This is a genomic window from Accumulibacter sp. (assembly GCF_023806635.1).
GTDB lineage: Bacteria > Pseudomonadota > Gammaproteobacteria > Burkholderiales > Rhodocyclaceae > Accumulibacter.
Genome location: NZ_JAMTDQ010000097.1, coordinates 12,513 through 37,969 on the forward strand (window position 1 = coordinate 12,513; position 25,457 = coordinate 37,969).

The window sequence follows — 25,457 nt, forward strand, 5'->3', positions numbered from 1 at the left end:
CGGAAGCCGCGCCGGTATAATCCGGCAATGCCGGAAACAGCGCGAATCCATCTCCTGCCCGACCTGCTGATCAGCCAGATCGCCGCTGGCGAGGTGGTCGACCGGCCGGCCTCGGTGCTCAAGGAACTGCTCGAGAATGCCCTCGATGCGGGCAGCTCGTCGATCCAGGTCCAGCTCGAGGAAGGCGGCGTCAAGCTGATCCGGGTCAGTGACGACGGCAGCGGCATTGCCGCCGACGAACTGCCTCTGGCGCTCGTCCGCCACGCGACATCGAAGATCTCCTCGCTCGCCGACCTCGAACGTGTCGGCACGCTGGGCTTCCGCGGTGAGGCGCTGGCGTCGGTCGCTGCCGTCGCCCGCGTGACCCTGACCACGCGGGCAAAGGGCGGCGACGGGACGGCGCAGCCGCATGCCTGGCGAGTCGCCGGCGAGAGCGGCGCGACGCCCGAACCGGCCGCTCTCGCCAGCGGAACCGTGGTCGAAATGCGCGACCTCTACTACAACACGCCGGCGCGACGGAAGTTCCTCAAGTCCGAGAGTACCGAGTTCGCGCATTGCTCCGAAACCCTGCGGCGCATCGCGCTGGCGCATCCGGAAGTGGCGTTCACCCTGGCCCACAACGGCCGCGTCAGCCTGCACCTGGCGCGCAGCGATGCGCGCGGGCGCGCCGGCGCGATCCTCGGCGAGGAGTTTCTCGCCGAGTCGCGCGGCGTCGATGCCACCGCCGGGCCGCTCCGCCTCGCCGGCTACTGTGCCCTGCCGGCCTACTCGCGCGCGCGCGGCGACGCCCAGTACTGCTACGTCAATGGTCGTTTCGTACGCGACCGGCTGCTCGCACACGCGCTGCGCGAAGCCTACCGGGATCTGCTGCACGGCAGCCGCTACCCGGCCTACTGCCTGTTCCTCGAACTCGACCCGGCGGCCGTCGACGTCAACGTGCACCCGCAGAAGACCGAGGTCCGCTTTCGTGACTCGCGGGCGATCCACCAGTTCGTCTTCCACGCCGTGCAGCGCTGTCTCGCTGGTCCACTGGCAGCGACGGCAGCGGCCGCAGCCATGGCGGTCGCGCCACCGGATGACATCGCCTCGCCGTTGCCGACGCCGCCGGCAAGGGCTGGCGTGCGTGACCAGCCCTTCGCAGGCGGCAGCGGTCGCCCGCCGTGGCAGGCTTCGCTGGGCGTCAGCGAGGCGACCCGCAGCGGCGCGTACGAGGCTTTCGTCGCTGCCGCACGCATGCCCACGACAGCGTCGGCGGCGAGCGAAGCGTTGCCGCCGCTTGTTGATGGCGCAACGCCGCCGCTCGGATATGCCCTGGCGCAATTGCACGGCGTCTACATCCTGGCGCAGAACGCCGCCGGCCTGGTGGTCGTCGATATGCACGCAGCGCACGAGCGCATCCTTTACGAGAAGCTCAAGCACGCGTTCGAGCAACAGAACCTGGCATCGCAGGCGCTGCTGATTCCAGCCGTCTTCAGCGCCGACGAGATCGACGTCGCCGCCGCCGAGGAAAACGCTGCGGCGCTGCAGCGACTCGGCTTCGATCTGGCGCCGGTCGGCCCGCGACAGCTCGCGGTGCGCAGCGTCCCCGCGCTGCTCCTCGCCGCCGATCCGACGGCACTCGCGCGCTCGCTGCTGCACGAACTGCGCGAGCACGGCACGACGCGGCCGGCAACGGCGCAACGCAACCAGCTCCTCGCCAGCATGGCCTGCCAGGGCGCGGTCCGCGCCCACCGCCAGCTTTCGCTCGCCGAGATGAACGCCCTCCTGCGGCAGATGGAGGAAACCGAGCGCGCGGACCACTGCAACCACGGCCGGCCGACCTGGATGCAGCTCGGCATGGCTGATCTCGACCGCCACTTCCTGCGCGGCCGATGAGCTCACCGGCAACGCCGGCCACGCGGTTGCCGCCGGCGATCCTGCTGCTCGGGCCGACGGCCAGCGGCAAGACGATGGCAGCGATGGCGATCGCCCGCCGCTTCCCGGTCGAGCTGATCAGCGTCGACTCGGCGCAGGTCTTTCGCGGCATGGACATCGGCACCGCCAAGCCCGACGCGGCGACCCTCGCCGAGTTCCCGCACCGCCTGATCGACCTGATCAGCCCCGAGGAGAGCTACTCGGCCGCGCGTTTTCGCGTCGACGCGCTGGCAGCGATGGCCGAAGCCACTGCGCGGGACCGCGTACCGCTGCTCGTCGGCGGCACGATGCTCTATTTCAAGGCCCTGTGCGAGGGCCTCGCCGACCTGCCGGCAGCCGACCCGGCGACGCGTGCGAGCATCGAGCGCGAGGCGGCGGCGCGCGGCTGGCCGGCGCTGCACGCCGAACTCGCCGCTGTCGACCCGGGCACGGCGGCACGCCTGCACGCCAGCGACGCGCAGCGCATCCAGCGTGCGCTCGAGGTCTTTCGCCTCAGCGGCCAGCCGCTGTCCGGTCTGCTCGCCGCCACGGGCCAAGCGCCGCCACCGTACCGGATGCTGTCGATCGGCCTCGTGCCGAGCGAGCGCAGCGTCCTGCACCGGCGGATCGCCGACCGTTTCACTGCCATGCTCGCCGCCGGACTCGAGGGCGAGGTCGAGTCGCTGCGCGCCCGCTACCGGCTGCACGGTGGGTTGTCGTCGATGCGCTGCGTCGGCTACCGGCAGGTGTGGGAAGTCCAGAACGGCATCGCAGCGCGCAACGAGCTGCGCGATCGAGGCATCTACGCCACCCGCCAGCTTGCGAAGCGACAGCTCACCTGGATCGCCAACAGCCTGCGGCCGCAGATCGTCGATTGCCTGGCGCCACAGGTGTCCGCCACGCTCGAGCGCCTTCTCGGCCGGTTCCTCGACTGAGGATCAGGCCCCGGGTGGCCGCAGGCGATCGAGCCGCAGTCGCTGCCGCTCGTCGAACAGGCGCCGGGCGGCGAAACCGACCGCGACCATCGTCCCGAAACCGGTGCCGGCGGCAATCAGGAACATGACCAGGATCTGGTATTTCACCGCCTCCACCGGCGGCGTCCCGGCGAGGATCTGGCCGGTCATCATTCCCGGCAGGCTGACGATGCCGGCGGCCGACATGGCGTTGACGATCGGAATCATGCCGACACGGATCGCTTCGCGGCGGCTGTCGGCGATCGCCCGTCGCGCGTCATGCCCCAGTGCCAGCCGGCTTTCGATGATCTGCCGCTTCTCCGCCGCGTCCTGCGTCAGGCGATCGAGCCCGAGCGAAATGCCGTTCATCGTGTTGCCGAGAATCATGCCGAGCAGCGGAATCGCGTACTGCGGGGCGTACCAGGGGTCGGTGCCGATGACCAGCAGCAGCGCCAGGACCGTCACGGCGAACGACGAGACGAACATCGACAGGGTGCCGACGGCGAAACCCCAGCCGCCGACGAAACGACGCTTCTGGCGAACCATCACCTCGCGTCCGGCGACCGCCAGCATCACCACCGCCAGCAGTCCGACCCACAGCGGATGCGCGTTGGCGAACAGGAGTTTCAGCACGAGGCCGATGAGGACCAGTTGCACGGTGCTGCGCGCCGCCGAGATCAGCAGTTGTCGCTCGCTGCCGATGCGCAGTCGCCACGACAGGCCGGCAAGCGCCAGGATCAGCAATGCGGCCAGAGCGAGATCGAATGGCGACAGCGAGACGACGTTCATCGCCGCCCGCACTCGTGCAGTTGCCCCTGGTCGAGGACGAAGTGGCGTTGCGCGACACGCCCGATCTGCCCCTTGTCGTGACTGACCCAGAGCAGCGCCGCCTGCCGCTGCAGGCGGTAGTCGGCGAGCAGCGATTCGACCCGCCGCGTGTTCCGCTCGTCGAGATTGCCGGTCGGCTCGTCGAGCAGGAGGACTGCCGGCGCATGCATCAGCGTGCGCAGCAGGGCCAGCCGCTGCCGCTCGCCAGTCGAGCAGCGGGCGACCTGCCAGGTCATCGCCGCTGGCGGCAGATCGAGCCGCGCCAGCCATTCGGCGTCGACACCGTGTTCGAAATGATCTCCGACGAGATCCGACCACCACTGGCTCTCGGCCGCCACCAGCGCCACCGAGCGTCGCCATGCCGGCGCCGGCATCGCCGAACAGGCGACGTCGTCACAATGGGCTTCACCACGGTGCGGATCGAGATCGGCGATCGCCCGCAGCAGCAGCGTCTTGCCGCTGCCCGACGCGCCCTCGACGCAGACGCACTCGGCGGCGGCGACCGAGACCGCGAGCGGACCGACATGGTGGGTCGCGAAGTGTTGCAGGCGAAGGCTGGCCAAGTCTGTAGCTCGCTCCGGAAGCACAGGAGGCCGCAAAAAAGGGGCGCCCGGCGGCGCCCCCGTGCGCGTCCTGCGGCGGGTCGATCAGAGGATCGGCTGATGATCGACGGACGGCGCCGACCCGCTGGGCTCATAGACCACGTGCGGCCGGCCGACCAGCAACGGGTCGATCGGACCGATCGCCTCGATGTCCTTGCCCGTGTAGTTGAGCTTGTGCAGTACATAGCGCATCGCGTTCAGCCGCGCGCGCTTCTTGCAGTCGGACTTGACGACGGTCCACGGCGTCTCGGCGGTGTCGGTGTGGAAGAACATCGCCTCCTTGGCCTTCGTGTAATCGTCCCACTTGTCGAGCGACGCGAGGTCGATCGGCGACAGCTTCCATTGCTTCAGCGGGTGCACCTCGCGCTCCTTGAAGCGCCGGCGCTGCTCCTTGCGGCTGACCGAGAACCAGAACTTGATCAGGTGGATGCCGCTGCGCACGAGAGTCCGCTCGACCTCGGGCGTCTGCCGCATGAACTCGCTGTACTCCTCGTTGCTGCAGAACCCCATGACGCGCTCGACCCCGGCGCGGTTGTACCACGAACGGTCGCAGAAGACGATCTCGCCGGCAGTCGGCAGGTGGCGCACATAGCGCTGGAAGTACCACTGTCCACGCTCCTCCTGCGTCGGCTTCTCGAGCGCCATCACCCGCCCGCCACGCGGGTTGAGGTTCTCGGTGAAGCGCTTGATCGAGCCACCCTTGCCCGCCGCGTCGCGGCCCTCGAAGATGATCACGACGCGCTGGCCGGTCTCCTTGACCCAGTTCTGCATCTTGATCAGCTCGACCTGCAGGCGATACTTCTGCTTCTCGTACGCCTTGCGTGACATCAGGTTGCGGTACGGGTAGGAGTTGTTGTCGCGCCAGCCACTCGCCAGTTCGTCGTCCGGGCTGGTCGCCGGCTTCGCCGCTGCCGGTTGCTCCTTGTCGAGCAGTGCCTTGCGCAGCGCAATCGCGTCGTCGGGCGACGACCCGGTCATGATCGCTTCCAGCGTCTTGGCGAGCGAAGCAGTGTCACCGACCTTGGCATGCGCGATGATGTCCTGCAGGGCGACCTTCTTCTGCTCGATCGCCGAGCTGGCGGCCTCGGCGACATCGTAGGCCTCCATGCCGCTCGCCGAATGCGCCGGCGCGACGTCCCCGGCGGACACCTTGCGCGGCTGCGCCGCGCGCGGCGATGCGCTGGCGCGCGCGCGTGGTACCCGTCCCGCCGGCTTGGCCGCTGCAGACCCGGCATCCGCGGCTGCCGGGGTGCCTGCAGGCTTGCTGCTGTCGGTGCCATCTGCGACGGGCGGCGTTCTCTTCTCCATCTATCTCTCTCCAGTGGAAGGTGTGTCGTGCAACTTGAAAACGCGTCGAATACCTGCTCGACGTGAGTTGTGATGATACCGCCGACATGTCTGGCAGTTCAATTGCTTGACGGCCGTCGGAACACTCTTTTGCGGACTTTTCGGGTCACTGGCCAGCACGGCGGCGAAAGTTGCACTCGCCGATGCAAACGGCAGCCAGGGCGACGGCTGCCGGCGACCGCCATACCCGCCCCCGGTCTGCACCACGAACGGTGACTCCGTCGCCTATACTGCGGTGCTGACCCGGGCAGACGCAGACTGTGCCGCCCCACCCGATGGATCGCAACTCGGAGCTTCCCATGCGCGCGCAATCGCACACCACCTGCACCGCGAAGGGCGGCAGTCGCTGGCGGCAGCTGCTGCTGGTCATCGCCTGCGTGCTCGCGACATCATCCTGCGCACCACCGGAACCCGTGCGCATCGGTTTCCTCGGCGGCCTTTCGGGCCGGGTCGCCGACCTCGGGATCGGCGGCCGCAACGGCGCCATCCTGGCCGTCGAGCAGCGCAACCAGAGCGGCGGCATCAACGGCCGGCCGATCGAGCTGATTGCCGAGGACGACCAGCAGGATCCCGAGGTCGCCAGACAGGCGGTGGCCCGCCTGCTCGCCCGCCCGGTCGAGGTGATCATCGGCCCGATGACGAGCGCCATGGCGATGGCCGTGGTACCGCAGATCAACGGCACGACGGTACCGCTGATCTCGCCGACGGTCACGACCAACGGGCTCACCGGCATCGACGACCAGTTCTTCCGGGTCGTCGCGCCGACCGCCCGGCACGTCTTCAAGTCGGCCGACCACCATTACCGGCAGCTCGGTTTGCGACGCATCGTGCTGGTCTGCGATCTGCGCAACAGGGCGTATGCGGACAGCTGGGCAGGCGACTTTCGCCGGGCTTTCGTCGCGCTCGGCGGCACGATCGCCGACGAGGTCGGATTTGCCGCTGACGACGCGCTGTCTACGGTCGCGACCCGTGCCCTTGCGAGCAGACCTGACGGGGTCGTGATCATCGCCAACTCGGTCGATACCGGCCTGCTGGTACAACAAATCCGCTTGCGTGACCGCCAGGTTCGCCTCGCCACCGCCGAATGGGCGGCCACCGAGCGCCTGATCGAACTCGGCGGCCAGGCGGCCGAAGGATTGGTGGTGGCACAGTACGTCGATCGGCAGAACCGCAACCCCGCCTACCTCGCCTTTCGCAAGGCCTATCGCGAGCGCTTCGCCCATGAACCCGGTTTCGCCGGACTGACCGCTTTCGACGCCACCAATGTCGCCCTCGATGCCATCGCCAGCAGGCAGAAGCAACAGACGCTGAAGCAGGCGTTGCTCGCGCATGGCGAGTTCGTCGGCGCGCAATCGCCGATCCGCTTCGATGCCAACGGCGATACCGAGCGCGACACCTTCCTTTCACGGATCCACGACGGCGAGTTCCAGTCGCTGCCGTAGACCGCCACACCGGCGATGCCGGCGCGGCTGCCGGCCGACCTCGGCGCACAACGCTGCCTGGTGGCACCCCCACCTGGCCTCGTTGCCCGTTGCCCTTTGCTGACGGAAAAGCGACGGCGAACGGCAACGGGCTGGTTTAACATGCCGGAATGGTTCGTTCCCTTCGTTTCTGGCTGGCGCTGGCGTTGGCGAGCGTCGTCGCCACCGCCACCGGCGCGGTCGTCGCCGTCCTCGTCGTCGTCCTCGTGCCCCGCCTCAACGACCAGGTCGAGAGCAGCAATCGCGCACTGGGCCTCTCGCTCGCGCGGCAGGTCGACGATTTCCTGCACGATTCGGCAGGGGTCCTCGAACGCCTCGCCAGCGAGATCGAGGCTGGTCCCCACGGTTCCACTGCGAGTGTCCGCATTCTCCTCGACACGCTGGCGCAGGCACACCCGCCACTGGCCGCGCTCCACCTTCTTGATCCACGCGGGCGGGTGATCGAAGTCGGACTGCCGCGCCCACGGCGAGGGCAGCGTAACGAACTGCTCGGACTCGACTTTTCGGCGCGCGCTTTCGTCCGCACGGCGAGGCCTGCCGGCAGCTTCCTCTGGTCGGACAGCTACCTGTCGCAGCATGGCCGGATCGTCGTCGCCGTCAGCGTGCCCCTGCGTCCACCAGTGGGTGCAGCCGGCGACGAGCCGTGGTCGCTGGTCGGTGAACTCGATCTCGAGAGTCTCTCGGGGCACATCGCCGAGTTGGGCGAAGGCGGCAGCCTGCTGACGATCATCGTCGACCGTGTCGGTCAGGTGGTCGCGCATCCCGACCCCACAGCCGCGACGCGCCAGGAGAACCTCGCACAACTGCCGCTGATCCAGGCTGGCCTGGCCGGCCGCTTCAAGACCGAGTGTTTCTCGCTGGCGGGCCGGGAATACATCGGTACGGTGACGCCGGTGGGGAATTCTGGCTGGCTGACGCTGGTGGCGCAGCCGGAAGAACAGGCCTTCGCGACGATGCACACGGCCCTGATCGGGGTTGCCGCCGGATCGGCCATCGCCCTCGCCCTCGCCGTCGTCGCCGCACTGGTATATGGCGAGCACCTGGTGCGGCGCATCGCCGCCTTCAACCGGCACCTGCAGGCGATCGCCGATGGCGACTACGGTGCCACCCTGCCAGCGTCGCGCGCCCTCGAGCTGGTCAGCCTGGCGAACAACCTTCGGCGGATGGCGAACGCCGTCCTCGAACGTGAGGCGGCGATCGCCGCCTCCGAGGAGCGCTACCGCGCCCTCTTCAGTGACGCGCCGCTGGCTTACCAGTCGGTCGATGTCGACAGCCTGCGGCTGGCCGCGGTCAACGACGCCTGGCTCAGCCTGCTCGGCTACGACAACGCCGAGGTGGTCGGCCGGCCGCTCGGCGATTTCCTCAGCGCCGAGTCGAGGGAGCGACTGGCCGAAGTCTTTCCCGCCTTCGTCGCCCACGGCCGCATCAGCGACCTCGGCTGCGAATTCCGTCACCGGGACGGGCGCACCATCACCGTCCTGATCAACGGGCGCATCCACCGCGGTGCGGACGGCCGGGCGCGGACCCACTGCATCCTCACCGACATCAGCGAGCGCAGGCGAAGCGAGGAGGCCCGGCAACGGGCGGTATTGCTGCTCCAGCACCAGGCAGCCCGTGCACTGGCGATGCTCGATCTGCCCAAGGCCGCCGAAGGGATGAGCGAAAGCGAGTTCATCCGGCACGGCCTCGCCGAGGTCGAGAGACTGACTGGCAGCCGAATGTCCTTCGTCTATTTCCTCGCCGACGAGCAGCAGACGGCGGCCGAGATCACGTGGTCGAGCGCCACCCCGCACAGCCTGCCGGCGATCAGCGAGAGACTGTGCGCCGGCACGCTGTCCGGGATCTGGAAGGAAGCGCTGCAGCGGCGGGCGCCGGTACTCTACCAGGACCGCCAAGCCGTCCTCGCCACCAGCCCACTGGCCGCCAGCGCCGGACTCGAGCGCCTGATCAGCGTGCCGGTCATCGAGGGGGGCATCGGCCGGATGATGCTCGGCGTCGGCAACAAGGCCGAAGCCTACGGCGAGAACGAGATAGAAACCGCGCGCCTGCTCGGCCAGGACATCTGGCGCATCGTCAACCGGCACCGCACCGAGCAGTCGCAGCGGTTGGCGGCGACCGTCTTCTCGGCCAGCAGTTCGGGGATCTGCATCACCGATGCCGGGCAACGCATCATCTCCATCAACCCGGCACTGTCGACGATCAGTGGCTACTGCAGCGAGGAGATCATCGGTCGCACGCCACGTCTGTTCGCCTCGGGTCGGCAGCGGGTCGGCTTCTACCGCGAGATGTGGAATTGCATCCGCAGCAGCGGCGCCTGGCGTGGCGAGATCTGGAACCGGCGCCGAAACGGCGAGATCTTCCCGGCCTGGTTGACGATCACCGCCGTCACCGGGAGCGAGGGCACGGTCACGCACTACATCGGCAGCTTCTACGACATCACCGAGCGCAAGCGCTCGGAAGACCACATCCACTTCCTCGCCCACCACGATGCGCTGACGCGGCTGCCAAACCGCCGCCTGCTCGACGAGCGCATCCGCGATGCGATCGACCGCTCGCGCCGCGAGCAACTTCATGCAGCGGTGCTCTTCATCGACCTCGACCGTTTCAAGCTGATCAACGACACCCTCGGCCACGACGTCGGCGACCGCCTGCTGAGCCGCGTCGCCGAGATCCTCAGCAGCGTCCTCGGCGAGCATGAGACCGTCGCGCGGCTGGGCGGCGACGAGTTCGTCATCGTCGTACCCGGAGTGGTCGACGTGGCGCGCGCAGCGCAACTGGCGAGCCGGCTGATCGACGTGGTGTCGGCTCCGCAACTGATCGACGAACGGCCATTCCAGGTGACGCCGAGCATCGGCATCAGCGTCTTCCCCGATGATGGCGAGGATGCCCTCACCCTGCTGCGCAACGCCGACACGGCGATGTATCACGCCAAGGAACGCGGGCGGAACAACTTCCAGTTCTTCACCGCGGCAATGAACCAGGCGCTGCGCGAACGGGTGTCGATCGAGCACGACCTTCGCCGGGCGATCGAGCGCGACGAATTCGAGCTCTTCTACCAGCCGCAGGTGGACAGCAGCGACGGTCGCGTCGAGGGCTGCGAAGCACTCCTGCGCTGGCACCACCCGCAGCTCGGCCTGGTACCGCCAGGCCGCTTCATCGCCATCGCCGAGGAAACCGGCTTGATCATCCCGATCGGCGCCTGGGTCCTGCAACAGGCTTGCCGGCAGCTGCGCGCCTGGCACGATGCCGGCCACAGCGGCATGCGCATCGGCTTCAACCTGTCGCCGCGGCAACTGCAGCAGGCCGACCTCGCCGAGGGGATTGCCGCGACGCTCGCGAGCTGGCGGCTTGCCGCCAGCAGCCTCGAGATCGAACTCACCGAAAGCATGCTGATGGCCGACCCGGTGAGCGCCAGCACACTGCTGCGCCGCCTCGCCGATCTCGGCGTCCGCCTGGCGATCGACGACTTCGGCACCGGCTACTCCAGCCTGGCCTACCTGAAGCGTTTTCCCGTCTCGCGGCTGAAGATCGACCGCTCGTTCGTACGCGACCTGCAGACGGACGCCAACGATGCCGCGATCATCGCCGCCGTCGTCGCCATGGCGACGAGCCTGAAGATCGAGGCGGTCGCCGAGGGTGTCGAGACCGTCGAACAGCTGCGTTTCCTGCAGGCCCACGGCTGCCGCGTCGTGCAGGGCCATCTGTTCAGTGCGCCGTGCCCGGCAGCCGATTTCGTCAGCTTTCACTTCCCGCTGCCGGCAACGACCGGCTGAGCCCGCGGTCGCGCAGGCGCCGCCGCAGACTGTCGAGATTTTTGACAAGCCGGCGCATCCAGCCCTAAGGACACCGCCTGAAGGCCATGAATCGAAACGTTTATTGCATCATGGCACGAAAAGTGCTTGCAGGTCCTCAGCCGGAAGAACTCCGTCCAGAACCCCTGACCTTCCTTCTCCACCTCTCTTCCAGGAGCACCGCCATGATCTCCACGAAAACACGCCACGGCATCCTCGCTCTCGCCTGCGCCGGCATTGCGCTGGCATCGACCGCGTCGCACGCCAGCATCATCACGTTCGGGCCCGGTCCGATTGGCACCCCGGTCGCGGCAACCAGCGAAGGCGTCTTCACCTACGACACCTTCAGTGGCGGTCTCTTTCGAGACGCCCAGGGAAACGGCGACGCGTACAACATGGAAGGATGCAGTAGTTGTGGTGGCGGTGTGCTGCGTGTCGTTCGCAACGACGTCGTCGGCGGGCTGTTCACCTTCGACGGGTCGGACGTCGCCTTCCAGTTCAATCAGAGTTTCGGCATCAGCTTCGAGGGCTTTCTGGGCGGCGTGTCGCAGGGAATCGACATCTTCATGACCGCCAGCGACAGCTCATACCTCACCTTCGCGAGTTCGGCCCTGGCCAGCACGCCGATCGACGAACTGCGGGTGACGCTCGCTGCCACCGGCGCGACTGCTACCGTGATCGACAATCTCCAGGTATCGGCCACCGCCGCGGTCGCTGAACCCGGGGCGCTCGCGCTGCTCGGCCTCGGCCTCCCCGCTCTGGCGGCAATCCGCAGGCGGAAGCAGTAAGGGAAGTGCTTGCCGCGAGGAAGCCCGTCCATCTGGCGGGCTCCTGCGGGCGCGCAACCGCAGCCTGAGCGGCCAGGAGCGCTCGTGCTAAACGAGCCGTGCGGCGGCAATCAGCCCGTCAGACGGGCTGCAGAGGGGTCGTCGCGAGCAGACCAAACGGCCTGGCCCGGAGTGAGCGAGCAGCTGTCCGCAGCCGTCGCCAGGCCCCCCTTCACCGCCGCGCAAGGGAACGACGGGTGGCAGCGATCTTTCCCTCACCCATCGGCGGCGCCGCGTGCTGCTGTGGCGAGCGCATCAGAACATCAGGCGAGCGAGCAGCAGGCCACTGCTGACGGCAACGCTGGTGGCGACCAGGCCGGGGATCATGAACGAGTGGTTGAGCACGTACTTGCCGATCGTTGTCGTCCCCGAGAGATCGAAGTTGATCGCGGCGATCAGCGAACCATAGGTCGGGATGAAGAAATAGCCGTTGACCGACGGGAACATCGCGATCAGGAACTGCGGCGGGATGCCGAGAGCGATGCCGAGCGGCATCAGTGCACGCGTCGTCGCCGCCTGGCTGTAGAGCAGCACGGAAGCGAAGAACAGGCCGAAGGCGAAGGTCCATGGTGCCGTTTCCGCCCAATGGCCGATCGCCGGCACGATGACGTCCCTGTGCGCGGCAATGAAGCTGTCGCCGAGCCAGGCCAGCCCGAAGATGCCGATCACGGCGACGACACCGGCCCGCAGCGTGGCGGTCTTCGGCACCTCATCGACGTTCACCCGGGTGAGCATCAGCATGATCGCCGCCACCGCCATCATGACGATCTCGATGACGATCGGCATGCCGAGCGGGCTCTTCGCCCCCGGCAGGCGGCGCAACTCGGGGAAGAAGCCGAAGAGGACGACCAGCGCGACGCCGGCGAGGAAAAGGCAGGCGGACAGCTTCGCCGCCGGCTTCAGCGGCGGCCGTTCGCCAGCCGACTGCGGCGCCGGGATCTGCCCTCTGCGCAGCCGCTCCTGATACGCGGCGTCGTCGCGCAGATCCCTGCCGACGAACATCGAGACGATCGCCGCCGCGACGACGCCGGTCAGCGTCGCCGGCACGCAGATCATCAGGATCTGCGGCAACCCCCACTGGCTCATTCCCTTCTCGGCGAAGAGACCGATCATCGCCGCGGTTGCCGCCGCCACCGGACTGGCGGTGATCGCCTGCTGCGAGGCGATGGTCGCGATCGCCATCGGCCGTTCCGGACGAATGCCGTTCTGGTGTGCAGTTTCGTAGATCACCGGCAACAGCGGATAGACGATGTGTCCGGTGCCGGCGACGAAGGTGAAGCTCCAGGTCGTCAGCGCCGCGACGATGGTGACGTACTTCGGGTTGGCACGAATGATGCGCTCGGCGACGCGCACCAGGTAGTCGATACCGCCAGCGGCGTCCATCACCGACGCCGCCATGATCACCGCGAGGATGATCAGCATGACGTCGATCGGTGGCGAAGTCGGCGTGACGCCGAAGCCGACGACCAGCAACAGCAGTCCGACCGCCCCCCAGAGGCCAAGTCCGACGCCGCTGTAACGCGCCCCCATCCAGATCGCCGCGAGGACGACGACGAACTGCAGGGCAATGCCGATGCTCATGATCCGTTCTCCAGTGTGCCGCCGCAGCGGCATCGATCGCGCCTGCCGCGGCCGATGCCGCGGCACCGGGGTGGCGGCCTCGCGCAGCCGCCACCGCCGGAATCACTCGCTTTGCGGACTGATCAGGTTCTCGAAGGAGAAGATCTCGTCCCACTGCTCCAGGGTCAACAGCTTGCGTTCGTCAACGACGATCTGCTGCAGCGACTTGCCGCTTTCGTAGCCCTCGCGGGCGATCTCCGCGCACTGCTTGTAACCGAGGGTCGGTTTCAGCACGGTGACGATGCCGAGCGAATTGAGCACCATCTGCCGCGTGCGCTCGCTGTTGGCGGTGATCCCGTCGACGCAGTTCACGCGCAGGCTGGTGACCGCGTTCTCCATCGTGAAGATCGAGGTGAACAGGGCGAAGGTGATCACCGGCTCCATCACGTTGAGCTGCAACTGGCCGGCCGACGCGGCCAGCGTCACCGTCAGGTCGAGGCCGATGACCAGGAAGCTCGTCTGGTTCACCACCTCCGGGATCACCGGATTGACCTTGCCCGGCATGATCGACGAGCCCGGCTGCATCTGTGGCAGGTTGATCTCGTTCAGGCCGCAACGCGGCCCCGAGGCGAGCAGGCGGATATCGTTGCAGATCTTGGTCAGCTTGGCGGCGGTGCGCTTGAGCACTCCCGAAAGCTGGACGTAGGCGCCGGTATCGGAGGTCGCCTCGACGAGGTCGCCGGCGAGGATGAAGCGGGTCCCGGTCAGCTCGGACAGATGGCGCGTTGCCAGTTCCGGATAACCGGGCGCCGCCGTCACCGAGGTACCGATCGCCGTCGCCCCGAGGTTGATCTCGTGCAGCAACTGGCGCACCTCAGCGAGGCGGCTCACTTCCTCGCCGATCGTCGTCGCCCAGCCATTGAACTCCTGCCCGAGCGACATCGGCACGGCGTCCTGCAGGTGTGTCCGCCCCATCTTGAGCACGCGGTCGAACTCTTCGGCCTTGCGGCGGAACGCTTGCTGCAGCAGCCGCAGGGCGTCCATGTAGCTCGCCAGGCGCAGGATCAGCGCCAGGCGGAAGGCCGTCGGATAGACGTCGTTGGTCGACTGTCCATAGTTGACGTGATCATTCGGGTTGAGGTACTGGTACTCGCCCTTGCGATGCCCCAGGCTCTCCAGCGCCAGATTGGCGATCACCTCGTTGGCATTCATGTTGGTCGAGGTGCCGGCGCCGCCCTGGATGAAATCGGTGACGAACTGCTCAGCCAGCTCGCCGGCGATCAGCCGGTCGCAGGCGCCGGCAATGGCATTGGCGAGACGCGCATCGAGCACGCCGAGGTCGCGGTTGGCCAGCGCCGCCGCCTTCTTGACGTAGCCGAAAGCCTTGACGAAATACGGCTCGGCCGACATCGGAATACCGGTGATGTGGAAGTTCTGCTTGCCACGCAGCGTCTGCACGCCGTAGTAGGCGCCGTCCGGCAGTTCCTTCTCGCCCAGAAAATCTCTCTCGATTCGTGCCATGGCGACTCCTTTCACTTGATCGGGCTGGTTGTCGATGCGACTCGTTCATTCTAGTCTACCGCCCGGGCCTGGCGAAAGGCGGCCGCCCGGGCGTGGAAGCCCCCTTCGCCCGACCATCCTTCTTCTTCTTCCCGGAACGGGGCTGCCCTGGGGATGCGTCCCTGGCCGCAGCGAACACTGCATCCCCGCGGAGTGCTGCCATGCTTGACACGCTGTTTCTGCTCTCGCTGCTGGTGATTGCCGGCACACTTGCGGGAGCCTGGCTGCAGAGGCAGGCGCCAGCGCGCCGACGGCAGGCGGGCTTGCTGCTGCTTGCCCTGACGCTGTTGCCGGTGGTTGCCCTGTTGCTGGCTGGTGGCTTGGGCAGCAGCACGCTGGGATGGGTCGCCGGGCTGGGCCTGATGGCGTTGTTGACGGTCGGGTTGCCGCTGGTGGCGGCTGCGACGGTGGGCTTCGTCGTGTCGGCGTCGTTGCGCGGCCGCACTGCGGGCGCTGCGCCGGCCCAGCCGCCGGCACCCGCGGCGCGGGCGGCGTCCCTGGCCGCAACTGGAACCGTTCGCCGGTCGCGCGCGAACGCCGTGCTGCCGTCGCCGCGGATGGCGCTGTTGCAGGTGATCGCCGCGGTCGGCGCGGCAATGGTGGTGGCTTTGGGCGCGGGCTTTCGGCTGGCCGGTGGGAGCACGCCGACACCGATTCTGTGGCTCTTCTGGCCGGCGCTGGCGGTGCTCGTCGGACTGGGCTGGTCGCTGGCGCGGGCACGCTGCCGTCGCGTGGCCGCCCGACGGGCAGATCCCGTGGTACAGACGGCCACCGCTGTCGTGCCAGCGCCGCCGCCTCGGGCAGCCGGTGATGCGTGTTGTCTGCATCTGCAGCCGCTCGCGCAAGAGCTGACGCGCGCCGGCCTGGCAGTGCGCCCGCTGGGCGGGCGCGATGTGCAGGTTCAGGCGGTTCTGGAACTTGCGTCCCTGGCGCCGCTGCCCGACGGTGTACAGCCCGAAGAGCCGGTCCGCCCCGATGAGCGCGGCACCCCCGAGCAACTGGCCCGCCTGTATTGCGCGCACTGCGGCACGTCGTTGTGGTTCGTCCATCCGCAACGTGCACGCGCCGACACACCACGCCATCGACCACAGACGACTTGAAGCGAGGAGTATCGGATGAAGCATGGGATGGCTGCACTTCTGCGGGCCCTGGGCCTGGCCTGGGTGTTCGCGTCAGCGCCGGCAGCGGCCGGCGACGGCCCGCGCGACCTGCCAGAGCGGGCCGGCGCCCTGCTCGGCAGCATGAAGGAGCTCGGGCAGCAGTACCGTGATCTGCAGTTCAGGCGCGGCGGCATGTCGGCGGTTGCCCGCGCCGCCGCAGCCGACAGCACAGCGCAGCGACTGGCCGCCTACCGCGAAGATCTGGCCAGGCTTTCGCCGCAGATTGCAGCGGGCACCCGCTTTGCCACCGATCTTGGCCAGTTCCTGCAAAAGTGGCCAGACGAAGGGGCGATCCGCCAGGACCTGCTGGACGACGGCTGGGGAGAGCGCATCCAGACGGAGATCACCTCGCTGTGGCTTCAGGTGCCTGACACGCGCTCGGCCTGGAAGACGCCGTTTCCCCTGTTCCGGCCGTGAACACCCGGCGCTCGTCGTCAGCCGGAATGCCGGCAGGCGGTGCGCACGCGGTCGCACCCACCCCGAGACCTGGGTTCAACCATGCCTGACCACCCGTCAACCGCCAGCCCCCTGCCCTGCCGCAGCACTATCCGACCCGGCAGGGCCCGCCGATGCCTGGGTGCGTTCGCGCTGGCTCTCGCGGCCTTGCCGGCCGCATCCGGCGCCACCCTGACGCTGGTTGACAGCCGGCCGCTCGCTGCCGGCGCGAGCCTGGCGCCGCCACCGTGGCCCGCCGGCACGCGCTGGCGGCTTGATGCCAGCGGGCTGCGCGGCCCGCAACCGCTGGCCTGCCCGCAGGCGCGACAGCAGATTCTGCTGCTCCCTGCCCAGGGCCTTTTCCAGGGCGCGTGGCAGGCCGACGACGCCGTGCGGGCACAGCAGCAGGCCGCCGCGCTGGGTTTCTCCCGCCCCGATACGACCACGCTGCGGCTGGAGTGCGCCAATGGCAGCTTCGACCTGCACCGCGCGGCAGCCGAGCGGCTGCTCACCGCACTCGACGGCCGGGTGCTCGTGCTCCGTCACCGCGCCGCTGCGGGTGACGCGCAGGCACCGGTGCGCGAGCTGCTGCTGCAGCACCTGTCCGAACAGGGCAGCGCCTTCGACGCCGCACGGGTGTCGCGCCTGCATGCCTGGCTCGCGCCGTCGCTCAGCCAGGCTTTCAGGCGCTGGTTTGCGCGACCGCCGCGTCCGGACGAAGCACCCTACCTCGACGGCGATCCGTTCACCGACACGCAGGAACCACCGCTGTCGCTGACGCTGGGCGAACTCGCGCGGCGCGGCGAGCAGGCCACGCAGCTGGTCCTGGTCGACGTCGGAGCTGGCCGTCAGCACCGGTTGGCGTATCGACTGCAACGCCGCGACGGGGCCGGCTGGCGCATCACCGACATCGACTACGGCGACGGGGTCACGCTGCGGCAACTGATGCGCAAGGACATGCAGCCGTGACGGTCAATCCAGCCATGACAGTCCCGGACAGGTACCGCCAGTTGACGCCGGTCCGACATGATGAAACGGGCGCCCGCAGCGCGCTTCCGCCGATGATTCCGGCGCGCTGGTTGCCGCCGATGCTGCTGGCGCTGATCGTCAGCGGCGGCAGCATCGTTGCCCAGGCCGCTGGCTTCGACTGCGGCAGGGCCGATACGCCACTGGAAAGGACGATCTGTCAGGATCCCGTGGCAAGCGCTCTCGACGAGCAGCTTGCGGCGGCCTACCGCGACGCCGGCAAGCGCTGCCCGGCCGGCGGCCTGAGGATCGAGCAACAGCGGTGGCTGCAGGAGGTGCGCAACGTCTGTCGCGACGTCGCCTGTCTGGCCCCGGCCTACCGCGCCCGCATCGCCGAACTGCACGCCCGGCAATGCCGCGGCGAAACCTGCGCCGGTCTGGGGCAGCGACTGGTCGGCGCCTGGCGGCAGACCTCCGGCGCCGGTTCGTTCGAGGAAATCGCCTTCGCGGCGGGCAGCAGCCCGAACCAGGGCCGCTTCGATACCTGGCTGCACGGCCGCCCCGAATTCGTTGACGGCCGCTGGCGGCTGCAGGCGTGCGAACTGCGGCTGCTGCTGCCCGGCGAAGCGGATGGCAGCGCAATGCTGATGACGCTCAGGACGGTGGACGCCGATCACCTGGTCGTGCTGGAAACGGACCAGACCAGGCCGGCCCGGTACCGGCGCGTCAGACCTTGACGATACACCAGGCCACGGCGGCTGCCGGACCGCCGTGGCAGCAGATCGCGGTCGCGGGCAAAGCCTCAGCCCTGAAGCGCAGGCATCTCCGGATCCTGGCCTCGATCCGCAGGCTGCATGACAGCCTCGATGTTCCGGCGGACATCCTGGCTGCCGACGCCGTCCCCATCCTCCGCCAGCACTGAGCCCCGGAAGCAAGGGGGCCTTTCAGGAGCCCTTGCAGGAAAGTGAGGATTGACGCTGCTTCACGCGCACTCCTATACTCGTCGTGGTTCGGCCGGGTTGCCGACCCTTCGAGCGGCGGCGCCCGGTCGCCCCTGGCGATGATCCGCTCGTGCCGCAGCCGACGATCGGCCGCCGTGCGACTGCTTCGCGATGTGCTCGCCCGACCCGCTTGCCCAGGACTCCAGCACCCAGACGCCATGCGAAATCTGATCCGGAATCTCCAGTCTTACTGGCTGGCGGACGCCAGCTTCGTCACCCTGCTGATCATGCTCCTCACGGCAGTGTTCGTACTTCCGATCATCATGGCACACAGTGGTCATGGAGTACGGCTGTTCAACATACTCCTGCTCAGCGTCTTCTTCTCGGGAATCTTCTCGACACGCAGCATGGGACTCATCACCGTGTCCTCGGTTCTGTTCGGCATTCACCTGGCCCTGCGAATCATCCGTTTCGGAGAGAACCCGTATTCATTCTTCGTCCTGGAGAATCTGATCGGCATCGCCAATACCCTGGTCTTCATCTTCATCAACCTGCAGCTTCTCTTTCGCGACCAGATCGTCAACGCCTACCGGATTGTCGGAGCGGTCAATGTGTACCTCTTGCTGGCACTCATGGGAGCGCTGACGCTGGAAGTCATTCATGCCGCCACCGGCGTGTCCCTGGGCGGCAATGTCGTGCTCACTGGCACCGACCATGACTACGCTCACTTCATCTATTTCAGCCTGGCTTCACTGACGACCGTCGGCTACGGCGATATCTATGCCCTCAGCACTTCAGCCAGGATGCTGGCCGTTTTCCTGTCCACACTGGGCGTCATGTTCCCGGCCATCGTCATCGCCCGCATGGTCGGGCTGGCTTCCAGCCCGCGTTGATCATCCGTATGGGCCGGACGAATTGCGGGAACGGTGGCTGAAGGCCCGCTGGGCAGGCACTCTGGGGCTCGCCCTGGTGCGCTCGCGCGCCCCCCCATCCTTCCTCGTCAAGCGACGCCGCAGCCGCGGCAGGCGAAGGTCTTGAGCCTGGCCTTGCATCCAGTTTCGCCGGGCGTGCGTATCCAGGACAGGCGGCTGCAGACCGGTCGCCACGAGCCGCCGCAACGGCCACCACCTGGACGCCAGGCGCGCAGCGCGCGCCCCTTGGCCCGGCTGGCGGCATCCGGCAGAATGCAGCTGGCGAGCACGACGGAGTGAGCAGCCGATGGACTACACCGACAACCTGGCCGCCGAGCCACCCGCCGCCAGCGAGGCGCCAGCGGCGACCGCCGCCGCTGGCGGCCCGCCGCCGCTGGCGGCCGACGATTCCCGCCTGCTGGCTGCGGTGGCCCGCGTCGTCCGCCAGGACGAGCAGGCACTGGCCGAGCTTTACGACGCGCTCGCCGGCCGCGTCTATGGCCTTGCGCTGCGCATCGTGCGCCAGGTGCAGACCGCCGAGGAGGTCACCGAGGATACCTTCTGGCAGGTCTGGCGGCAGGCACCGCGTTTCGACCCACTGCGCGGCAGCGTCGCCGCGTGGGTGCTGACGATCGCCCGCAGTCGCGCGCTCGATGCCGTGCGCCGCTGCGAACCGACCGAAGTGCTTGACGAGGAGCGGCTGGCGGCCGTCGCCGGCGACGGCGACCCGCAGGATCTGCTGCTGGCGGTGCAACAGCAGCACCGCTTGCACGCCGCGCTCGGCACGCTCGATGCCGTACCGCGACAGTTGCTGGCGCTGGCGTTCTTCCGCGGCCTGTCGCACGAGGAGATCGCCAGTCAGATGAGCATGCCGCTCGGCACGGTCAAGTCGCACATCCGCCGCGCCCTGCTCCGCCTGCGCGATCTGCTCGGCACCGATGACTCCCGCTTTCCGATGGTGACGCCATGAACAGCCCGCCCACCCAGCTCGGCACCACCGCCGCCGAAAATGACGAACAGGAGGCGCTGCAAAGAATGATCTGTGACGGACTGGCGCCCATCGCCCTCCCCCCCGGCGCTGCCACTGGCCTGCGCAGCCGCCTGCTGCAGCGTGTCGGCGACAGCGCCCGCCGCCACGCCGGCCTGATCACCGTTCGCACCGGCGAAGGCACCTGGCGCAAGCTCATCAAGGGGGTGCGCAGCAAGCTGCTGCACACCGGCGCCGACGGTGCTTCGGTGTTGATCGAACTGGCTGCCGGCGCGGTCCTGCCGGTGCACCGCCACCAGCATCTCGAGGAAGGCATCGTGCTGCGCGGCTCGCTGCAACTCGGCGACCTGAACCTGGTTCCGGGCGACTACCACGTCTCGCCACCGGGCAGCCGCCACGGCCGCATCTCATCGCGCTCGGGCGGGCTGGCATACCTGCGCGGCAGTTCGCTCGGCCACACCCGGGCCGCCCTCGGCGAACTCATCGGCGGGCTGCTGCCCGGCGCCGGGCCCGCGACCCGCACCGTCCACGCTGCCGACGACGACTGGCAGACGATCGCCGACGGCGTCGAAGAGAAGATCCTCTGGCGAGCCGGCGACGTCGTTTCGCGCTTCTACCGCCTGGCAGCGGGCAGCCGCCTGCCGGCACATGGCCACGCGCACGAGGAGGAGTGGATGCTGCTCGCTGGCGACGCGTACTTTGGCGACATCCTGGTGCGGGCCGGCGAGTTCCATCTCGCGCCGGCAGGCAGCACGCACGGCGAGCTCAGCAGTGAGCATGGCGCTGTCGCCTTCGTCCGTGGTCACGCCATCGTAGCGTGAGCCGGAGGGGGATCGGCCAGCGCTTCGTCATGATCAGTCGCTGGCGTCTCGAGACGAGAGCCGAGCGGCTCTGGCAAGTGTTGGCGCGACCGACGCAGTGGCCCGCCTGGTGGCCCGGCCTGCTGCGCGTCGATGAACTTGCCGGCGGCGACGGCGAGGGCATCGGTGCGCGTCATGCCTTCGTCTGGTGCAGTGGTCTCGGCTACCGGCTGCAGCTCGTGATGCGCACGACGCGCGTCGCGCGCGCACGCGAACTCGAGGCGACTGCCAGCGGCGACCTGCAGGGCATCGGCCTGTGGCTGATCGAGGCCGACGGACCGCACGCCGTGCGCCTGACCTACCGCTGGGACGTCGAACTCCGCCGGCCGTGGATGCGCCTGCTGGCGCCACTGCTGCGGGGCGTCTTTGCCCGCCGCCACTTCGCGCTGATGGCGAGCGGTGCGGTCGGCATGGCGCGGCAGCTCGGCTGCCATCTGTCGCAACGCGAGGAGTGGTCGGCGATCAATCGCCTCACCGACGAATCTGGCACGCCCTGAGCGGCTCGCCGGCAGGCGTCGCGCTGCCGCGCTGGCGGTCGCTGCCGTACAATCCGCTGCCCTCCGCGAAAGCCACCGATGCGCCGCCTGCTGCTGATTCCGATCGAGATTGCTGCCCGCCTGCAGCGCGATGTCCTGTTGCTGATTCTCGTCCTGCTTTGCGTCGGGCTCAGCGTGCTCGACCCGGCAGCCGTCGCCAGCTACCCGCGGCTCGTCGACTGGCCGACGATCGCAGCCCTCGCCGGCCTGCTCCTGCTGACCACCGGTCTCGAGGAGAGCGGTTTCCTGCAACACCTCGCCTTCCACCGGATCACCCGCATGCGGAGCGAGCGGCACCTCGCCCTGCTGCTGGTCGTCGTCGCGGCGGCGCTCGCCAGCGTGTTGACCAATGACATCGCGCTGTTCGTCGTCGTGCCGCTGACTCTCGGCCTGCACGGCATGGCCGCCCTGCCGACTGCCCGCCTGGTGATCTTCGAAGCCCTGGCGGTCAATGCCGGCTCGGTGCTGACACCGATCGGCAATCCGCAGAATCTCTTCCTCTGGCATCGCTCGGGCGTCTCGTTCGCCACCTTCGTCGGCGAAATGCTGCCACTGGCGGCGATCCTGCTCGGTACCCTGGTGCTGCTCACCCTGCTCGCCTTTCCCGCGCACCGCATCGACGCGCATGAAGACATCAGCCCTCCGCCTGCTCGGCGAGAGACAGGCCTGGTCGATCTTTCACGTCTGGTCTCTGCCCTTCCTCGGTGTCGTCGCCAGCCTCGCCGGCGCCTGGCTGTTCCTGCGCCAGTGACGGCCAGAGCCGGCCACCGATACCGTGGGTAGCCTGCAGCGGCAGGGCCGGGGTGCGGCGACTCGCTGCGGCTGGCGCGCCGCCGGCAGCGAAAACGACGGCAATTGCGGCACTATTTGGCTGAATTAACTTGATTCCCCTAGCCTTTTCCCGGTCTTCTTCCTATACTGGCAAGACAAGAACGGCATTCGAAGAAATTCAGACAGGAGACATGTCATGAAAATCTGCCTTCCGGGGTTGCTGCCCGAGCAGTTGGTGGTCGATCTGCCGGAAATCGACGCCCAGCATGAGGAGATTTTTTGCCGCATCGAGTCCCTCAAGACGGCCTGTTTCGAGAGCAGTCACGTGCCGGTTGCCGAGTTCCAGGCGCTCCTCGACTACTTCACGATGCACTTCGCCACCGAAGAGCGGCTGGCTGAGGAAGCCGGACTCGATTTCGTCGACCATGCTCGCATCCACGAGGACACGCTGCGTCTGCTCCGCCGGGCACTGGTGGAGGTGATTCGAGGCGCGCGGGACGCACACTCGTTCCTGCGCTACTGCGAGTACTGGTTCGAGCGTCACATCAGCGAAGACGACCGCCTGTTCATCAACAACCTGCAGTCATCGAACTTCATGCCGTCGCCCGGCTTCTGGCAAGGCGGTGACCTGCAGGCCTGCGCCTGAGTCCGCCGCGCCGCCTGACAACGGCTGGTGAGCCACATTCGCCACAGGCATCCCCGACTCCCCCTGCCGCGTGACCCCGAAGCTCCAGCAAGCCGGACGCCGGCACGGGGAGTTCCGTTGCCGCGCTCAGCGGTAGGGCGTTGCTGGCGGCGGCGAACAGTTGCCCTTCTTCGCCTGACCCGGAGGGCAGTGAACCCCCTGCCCCTGCCCCTGCCCCTGCGCTTGCCCCTTGCCGTGGTGCTTTTGCCAATAGACCGGGTCCCGCCACTGCTTGCCATCCCAGTAATAGCCGCGCCGGTCGCGGTCACCAAAACGGATCGTCGCGCCGCCGGTCTGGATCTCCACGCTACCGACGTTGATCTGGACGTCCGCCGCCGGGGCCATGACGGGCAGGACCGCCAGCATCGCACAACACAGGATCCTTCTCATCCAGGCATTCTCCATCGAATCAGGGTGGGCGGCATCATGCGCGCCGTTGCAGGAGCCGCGATCAGGGTTGCGAGCGGTTGACGGCCGCCAGCTGCGCGAGGTAGTCCTGGTGCGCCGGCAGGCTCAACGCGTTGGGCCGGACGGCCTTGACGGCAGCGACGGCAGCATCCTTCGACCAGCCCCGTTCGAGCAGGATCTGGGCCGCCATCAGCCCGGTGCGCCCCGAGCCACCCTTGCAATGAATGGCGACCCGCTTGCCGTCGTCGAGCAACCGGTGCACGGCCTCCCGCTGCGCCTGCCAGGCGGCGGCGAAATCCGCCGTGGGCGCATGATCGTCCTCGATGGGCAGGTGAAACCATCGCAGCCCACGCTTTGCGCACAGGTCGCCGAGTGTGCTCACCCCGTTGCTCGCCATTTCGTCGCTCGGCATCAGCGTCAGTACGGCTGCAGCGCCGGCAGCCTGCAGTTGCTCGACTGCGTCCGCAGCATCGACGCCGCGGGTTCCCGGACATGGGGTGAGGATGAAGCCGGCGCCGCCCTGGCTCAGGGGCAACAGGTCGGAGGGATGAGTGTTCATGGTGTGGGTCGTCGATGAGGGTTGGAAACCGGACCGCCCGCGAGGCGGTGGCGGAGGAAGGCGGCATGGATCGATCACCCACCGAGCCGCTGCCGATTCGCGGATTCTACCGGACTTGAAGCGCCGCGCCGACTGCCGGATACTTGGCGACCTGCCCGCAGGCGTGGCCGGCGCGGCACCGCCACCGCTTTCGCGAGTGAGGACAGATGAACGCATGTTTCCTGGCGCGGAATCCGCGGCCGATCGCCTGCCGGGCGCAGCTGCTGGCAGCCTTGCTCCTGCTGTTCGCCTCGACCTGGCCCCTCGCTGCAGGGGAGCAGGTGTTCGCCAGCGAGTTGCAGCGTTTCCGGCTGCGCATCGTCAGCGAGGGGCTCGAACATCCGTGGGGACTCGCCTTCCTGCCCGACGGCCGGATGCTGGTCAGCGAGCGTCCCGGGCGCCTGCGGCTGATCGACGGCAGCGGCAGGCTCGACGCCGAGCCCGTTCGCGGCCTGCCGCCCGTGGCGGCGTTCGGCCAGGGCGGGCTGCTCGACGTCGCGCTGCATCCCCGCTTCCGCGACAACGGCTGGGTCTACCTCTCCTACGTCGGCGAGGGGCCGGGCGGCTACGGTACCGAGGTCCTGCGCGGCCGCCTGCAGGGCACGGCGCTGCACGACGTGCGGATCCTCTTCCGCATGCGCCCCAAGTCGGGCGGCGGACAGCATTTCGGCTCGCGCCTCGTCTTCGACCGGCAAGGTTTCCTCTTCATCACGCTCGGCGATCGCGGCGACATGCAGCGGGCGCAGCGGCTCGACGACCACGCCGGCTCGGTCATCCGCCTGCACGACGACGGCCGCGTGCCGCAGGACAATCCTTTCGTCGCCCGACCTGGCGCGCTGCCCGAGAAGTTCACGGTCGGCAACCGCAACATCCAGGGCGCCGCGCTGCATCCCGACAGCGGCGAACTGTGGGTACACGAGCACGGGCCGCAGGGAGGCGACGAAATCAACCTGATCCGCGCCGGCAGCAACTACGGCTGGCCGGTCATCACCTACGGCCGGAACTACGGCAGCGGAACGCCGATCGGGGAGGGGACGGCCAAACCCGGAATGGAGCAGCCGCTGCATCAATGGACGCCGTCGATCGCTCCCTCGGGAATGGCTTTCTACAGCGGCGAGCGCTTCCCGCACTGGCGCGGCAACCTCTTCGTCGGCGCGCTGCGCGAGCAGATGCTGCTGCGCCTGCAGCTCGACGGGCTGCGCGTCGTGCACCAGGAGCCGCTGCTGAAGAACGCCATCGGCCGCATCCGCGATGTGCGCAGCGGGCCCGACGGTTTCATCTACATCCTCACCGACAGTGCGCGCGGCGTCCTCGCGCGCCTCGAGCCGCTGCCCTGATGAACCCGCCGGGCGATTC

Annotated in this window: 23 protein-coding genes; 16 read left to right on the forward strand and 7 right to left on the reverse strand. The window is 68.3% G+C overall.

Annotation, left to right across the window (positions count from 1 at the left end; all coding sequences use genetic code 11):
- The first annotated feature begins 27 nt into the window (after positions 1 to 27).
- Positions 28 to 1,875: a DNA mismatch repair endonuclease MutL gene (gene mutL / locus NFW30_RS16975; protein WP_295358020.1), complete on the forward strand. Its 1,848-nt coding sequence runs from the start codon at positions 28 to 30 to the stop codon at positions 1,873 to 1,875.
- Entirely contained in the window at positions 1,872 to 2,828 is a 957-nt protein-coding gene (miaA, locus tag NFW30_RS16980; RefSeq protein WP_295358021.1) for a tRNA (adenosine(37)-N6)-dimethylallyltransferase MiaA, read from the forward strand. The genes mutL and miaA overlap by 4 nt, the downstream gene beginning before the upstream one ends.
- Positions 2,829 to 2,831: 3 nt before the next feature.
- Here miaA and fetB read toward each other — a convergent pair whose 3' ends face one another.
- The 3 genes from fetB to ppk2 all read right to left on the reverse strand — a co-directional run bounded on the left by fetB (position 2,832) and on the right by ppk2 (position 5,584).
- Positions 2,832 to 3,635: an iron export ABC transporter permease subunit FetB gene (fetB, locus tag NFW30_RS16985; protein ID WP_295358023.1), complete on the reverse strand. Its 804-nt coding sequence runs from the start codon at positions 3,633 to 3,635 to the stop codon at positions 2,832 to 2,834.
- Complete coding sequence (locus NFW30_RS16990) at positions 3,632 to 4,237, reverse strand: ATP-binding cassette domain-containing protein (protein WP_295358025.1); 606 nt, start codon at positions 4,235 to 4,237, stop codon at positions 3,632 to 3,634. Before NFW30_RS16990 ends, fetB begins: the two co-directional genes overlap by 4 nt.
- Before the next feature lie 84 nt (positions 4,238 to 4,321).
- Positions 4,322 to 5,584 (reverse strand): polyphosphate kinase 2, encoded by a 1,263-nt coding sequence (ppk2, locus tag NFW30_RS16995; RefSeq protein WP_295358026.1) that lies wholly within the window; start codon positions 5,582 to 5,584, stop codon positions 4,322 to 4,324.
- Positions 5,585 to 5,922: 338 nt separating this feature from the next.
- On the opposite strand from ppk2, the gene NFW30_RS17000 reads away from it, so the two are divergent.
- The 3 genes from NFW30_RS17000 (at position 5,923) to NFW30_RS17010 (ending at position 11,683) form a co-directional block, all read left to right on the forward strand.
- On the forward strand, positions 5,923 to 7,065 hold the full coding sequence (locus NFW30_RS17000; protein WP_295358029.1) for an ABC transporter substrate-binding protein: 1,143 nt from the start codon (positions 5,923 to 5,925) through the stop codon (positions 7,063 to 7,065).
- A 149-nt stretch (positions 7,066 to 7,214) separates the two neighbouring features.
- Positions 7,215 to 10,877 (forward strand): EAL domain-containing protein, encoded by a 3,663-nt coding sequence (locus tag NFW30_RS17005; protein WP_295358031.1) that lies wholly within the window; start codon positions 7,215 to 7,217, stop codon positions 10,875 to 10,877.
- A gap of 203 nt (positions 10,878 to 11,080) precedes the next feature.
- A complete protein-coding gene (locus NFW30_RS17010; protein ID WP_295358033.1) occupies positions 11,081 to 11,683 on the forward strand; it encodes a PEP-CTERM sorting domain-containing protein in 603 nt (200 codons plus the stop codon).
- A 294-nt stretch (positions 11,684 to 11,977) separates the two neighbouring features.
- Here NFW30_RS17010 and NFW30_RS17015 read toward each other — a convergent pair whose 3' ends face one another.
- Together NFW30_RS17015 and NFW30_RS17020 are read right to left on the reverse strand one after the other, a co-directional pair.
- Positions 11,978 to 13,303, reverse strand: a complete 1,326-nt coding sequence (locus NFW30_RS17015) for an anaerobic C4-dicarboxylate transporter (protein WP_295372371.1) — start codon at positions 13,301 to 13,303, stop codon at positions 11,978 to 11,980.
- Between the two features lie 102 nt (positions 13,304 to 13,405).
- Positions 13,406 to 14,803, reverse strand: coding sequence for an aspartate ammonia-lyase (locus tag NFW30_RS17020; RefSeq protein ID WP_295358036.1), 1,398 nt, complete (start codon positions 14,801 to 14,803; stop codon positions 13,406 to 13,408).
- A gap of 200 nt (positions 14,804 to 15,003) precedes the next feature.
- Here NFW30_RS17020 and NFW30_RS17025 point away from each other — a divergent pair, with 200 nt between their 5' ends.
- From NFW30_RS17025 to NFW30_RS17070, 10 genes are all read left to right on the forward strand, one after another.
- Positions 15,004 to 15,942 (forward strand): hypothetical protein, encoded by a 939-nt coding sequence (locus NFW30_RS17025; protein ID WP_295358037.1) that lies wholly within the window; start codon positions 15,004 to 15,006, stop codon positions 15,940 to 15,942.
- Positions 15,943 to 15,969: 27 nt separating this feature from the next.
- Positions 15,970 to 16,419, forward strand: a complete 450-nt coding sequence (locus NFW30_RS17030; RefSeq protein ID WP_295358039.1) for a hypothetical protein — start codon at positions 15,970 to 15,972, stop codon at positions 16,417 to 16,419.
- A 186-nt stretch (positions 16,420 to 16,605) separates the two neighbouring features.
- Positions 16,606 to 17,406 (forward strand): hypothetical protein, encoded by an 801-nt coding sequence (locus NFW30_RS17035; RefSeq protein ID WP_295358041.1) that lies wholly within the window; start codon positions 16,606 to 16,608, stop codon positions 17,404 to 17,406.
- On the forward strand, positions 17,403 to 18,140 hold the full coding sequence (locus tag NFW30_RS17040; protein WP_295358043.1) for a hypothetical protein: 738 nt from the start codon (positions 17,403 to 17,405) through the stop codon (positions 18,138 to 18,140). Before NFW30_RS17035 ends, NFW30_RS17040 begins: the two co-directional genes overlap by 4 nt.
- A gap of 422 nt (positions 18,141 to 18,562) precedes the next feature.
- Positions 18,563 to 19,237, forward strand: coding sequence for a potassium channel family protein (locus tag NFW30_RS17045; protein WP_295358044.1), 675 nt, complete (start codon positions 18,563 to 18,565; stop codon positions 19,235 to 19,237).
- A 325-nt stretch (positions 19,238 to 19,562) separates the two neighbouring features.
- Positions 19,563 to 20,225, forward strand: coding sequence for a sigma-70 family RNA polymerase sigma factor (locus NFW30_RS17050; RefSeq protein WP_295358046.1), 663 nt, complete (start codon positions 19,563 to 19,565; stop codon positions 20,223 to 20,225).
- Positions 20,222 to 21,064, forward strand: coding sequence for a cupin domain-containing protein (locus tag NFW30_RS17055; protein ID WP_295358047.1), 843 nt, complete (start codon positions 20,222 to 20,224; stop codon positions 21,062 to 21,064). Before NFW30_RS17050 ends, NFW30_RS17055 begins: the two co-directional genes overlap by 4 nt.
- A complete protein-coding gene (locus tag NFW30_RS17060; protein WP_295358049.1) occupies positions 21,061 to 21,600 on the forward strand; it encodes an SRPBCC family protein in 540 nt (179 codons plus the stop codon). The genes NFW30_RS17055 and NFW30_RS17060 overlap by 4 nt, the downstream gene beginning before the upstream one ends.
- 78 nt (positions 21,601 to 21,678) lie before the next feature.
- Positions 21,679 to 22,422, forward strand: a complete 744-nt coding sequence (locus NFW30_RS17065; protein ID WP_295358051.1) for an SLC13 family permease — start codon at positions 21,679 to 21,681, stop codon at positions 22,420 to 22,422.
- A 184-nt stretch (positions 22,423 to 22,606) separates the two neighbouring features.
- A complete protein-coding gene (locus NFW30_RS17070) occupies positions 22,607 to 23,056 on the forward strand; it encodes a hemerythrin family protein (RefSeq protein WP_295358053.1) in 450 nt (149 codons plus the stop codon).
- A 126-nt stretch (positions 23,057 to 23,182) separates the two neighbouring features.
- Here NFW30_RS17070 and NFW30_RS17075 read toward each other — a convergent pair whose 3' ends face one another.
- Positions 23,183 to 23,485, reverse strand: a complete 303-nt coding sequence (locus NFW30_RS17075; protein WP_295358055.1) for a DUF2502 domain-containing protein — start codon at positions 23,483 to 23,485, stop codon at positions 23,183 to 23,185.
- Between the two features lie 61 nt (positions 23,486 to 23,546).
- Positions 23,547 to 24,062, reverse strand: a complete 516-nt coding sequence (locus NFW30_RS17080; protein ID WP_295358057.1) for a dual specificity protein phosphatase family protein — start codon at positions 24,060 to 24,062, stop codon at positions 23,547 to 23,549.
- A gap of 206 nt (positions 24,063 to 24,268) precedes the next feature.
- On the opposite strand from NFW30_RS17080, the gene NFW30_RS17085 reads away from it, so the two are divergent.
- Positions 24,269 to 25,438: a PQQ-dependent sugar dehydrogenase gene (locus tag NFW30_RS17085; protein WP_295358059.1), complete on the forward strand. Its 1,170-nt coding sequence runs from the start codon at positions 24,269 to 24,271 to the stop codon at positions 25,436 to 25,438.
- The last annotated feature ends 19 nt before the right edge of the window (positions 25,439 to 25,457 follow it).

Excerpts from the sequence above, each read along its gene's own strand:
- NFW30_RS17070 (WP_295358053.1), top strand. The coding sequence starts at position 22,607 with ATGAAAATCTGCCTTCCGGGGTTGCTGCCCGAGCAGTTGGTGGTCGAT.
- ppk2 (WP_295358026.1), bottom strand. The coding sequence starts at position 5,584 with ATGGAGAAGAGAACGCCGCCCGTCGCAGATGGCACCGACAGCAGCAAG.
- miaA (WP_295358021.1), top strand. The coding sequence starts at position 1,872 with ATGAGCTCACCGGCAACGCCGGCCACGCGGTTGCCGCCGGCGATCCTG.
- NFW30_RS17075 (WP_295358055.1), bottom strand. The coding sequence starts at position 23,485 with ATGAGAAGGATCCTGTGTTGTGCGATGCTGGCGGTCCTGCCCGTCATG.
- NFW30_RS17020 (WP_295358036.1), bottom strand. The coding sequence starts at position 14,803 with ATGGCACGAATCGAGAGAGATTTTCTGGGCGAGAAGGAACTGCCGGAC.
- NFW30_RS17015 (WP_295372371.1), bottom strand. The coding sequence starts at position 13,303 with ATGAGCATCGGCATTGCCCTGCAGTTCGTCGTCGTCCTCGCGGCGATC.
- NFW30_RS17000 (WP_295358029.1), top strand. The coding sequence starts at position 5,923 with ATGCGCGCGCAATCGCACACCACCTGCACCGCGAAGGGCGGCAGTCGC.
- NFW30_RS17055 (WP_295358047.1), top strand. The coding sequence starts at position 20,222 with ATGAACAGCCCGCCCACCCAGCTCGGCACCACCGCCGCCGAAAATGAC.
- NFW30_RS17085 (WP_295358059.1), top strand. The coding sequence starts at position 24,269 with ATGAACGCATGTTTCCTGGCGCGGAATCCGCGGCCGATCGCCTGCCGG.
- fetB (WP_295358023.1), bottom strand. The coding sequence starts at position 3,635 with ATGAACGTCGTCTCGCTGTCGCCATTCGATCTCGCTCTGGCCGCATTG.
- NFW30_RS17045 (WP_295358044.1), top strand. The coding sequence starts at position 18,563 with ATGCGAAATCTGATCCGGAATCTCCAGTCTTACTGGCTGGCGGACGCC.
- NFW30_RS17050 (WP_295358046.1), top strand. The coding sequence starts at position 19,563 with ATGGACTACACCGACAACCTGGCCGCCGAGCCACCCGCCGCCAGCGAG.
- NFW30_RS17065 (WP_295358051.1), top strand. The coding sequence starts at position 21,679 with ATGCGCCGCCTGCTGCTGATTCCGATCGAGATTGCTGCCCGCCTGCAG.
- NFW30_RS17025 (WP_295358037.1), top strand. The coding sequence starts at position 15,004 with ATGCTTGACACGCTGTTTCTGCTCTCGCTGCTGGTGATTGCCGGCACA.
- NFW30_RS17005 (WP_295358031.1), top strand. The coding sequence starts at position 7,215 with ATGGTTCGTTCCCTTCGTTTCTGGCTGGCGCTGGCGTTGGCGAGCGTC.
- mutL (WP_295358020.1), top strand. The coding sequence starts at position 28 with ATGCCGGAAACAGCGCGAATCCATCTCCTGCCCGACCTGCTGATCAGC.
- NFW30_RS17030 (WP_295358039.1), top strand. The coding sequence starts at position 15,970 with ATGGCTGCACTTCTGCGGGCCCTGGGCCTGGCCTGGGTGTTCGCGTCA.
- NFW30_RS17080 (WP_295358057.1), bottom strand. The coding sequence starts at position 24,062 with ATGAACACTCATCCCTCCGACCTGTTGCCCCTGAGCCAGGGCGGCGCC.
- NFW30_RS17010 (WP_295358033.1), top strand. The coding sequence starts at position 11,081 with ATGATCTCCACGAAAACACGCCACGGCATCCTCGCTCTCGCCTGCGCC.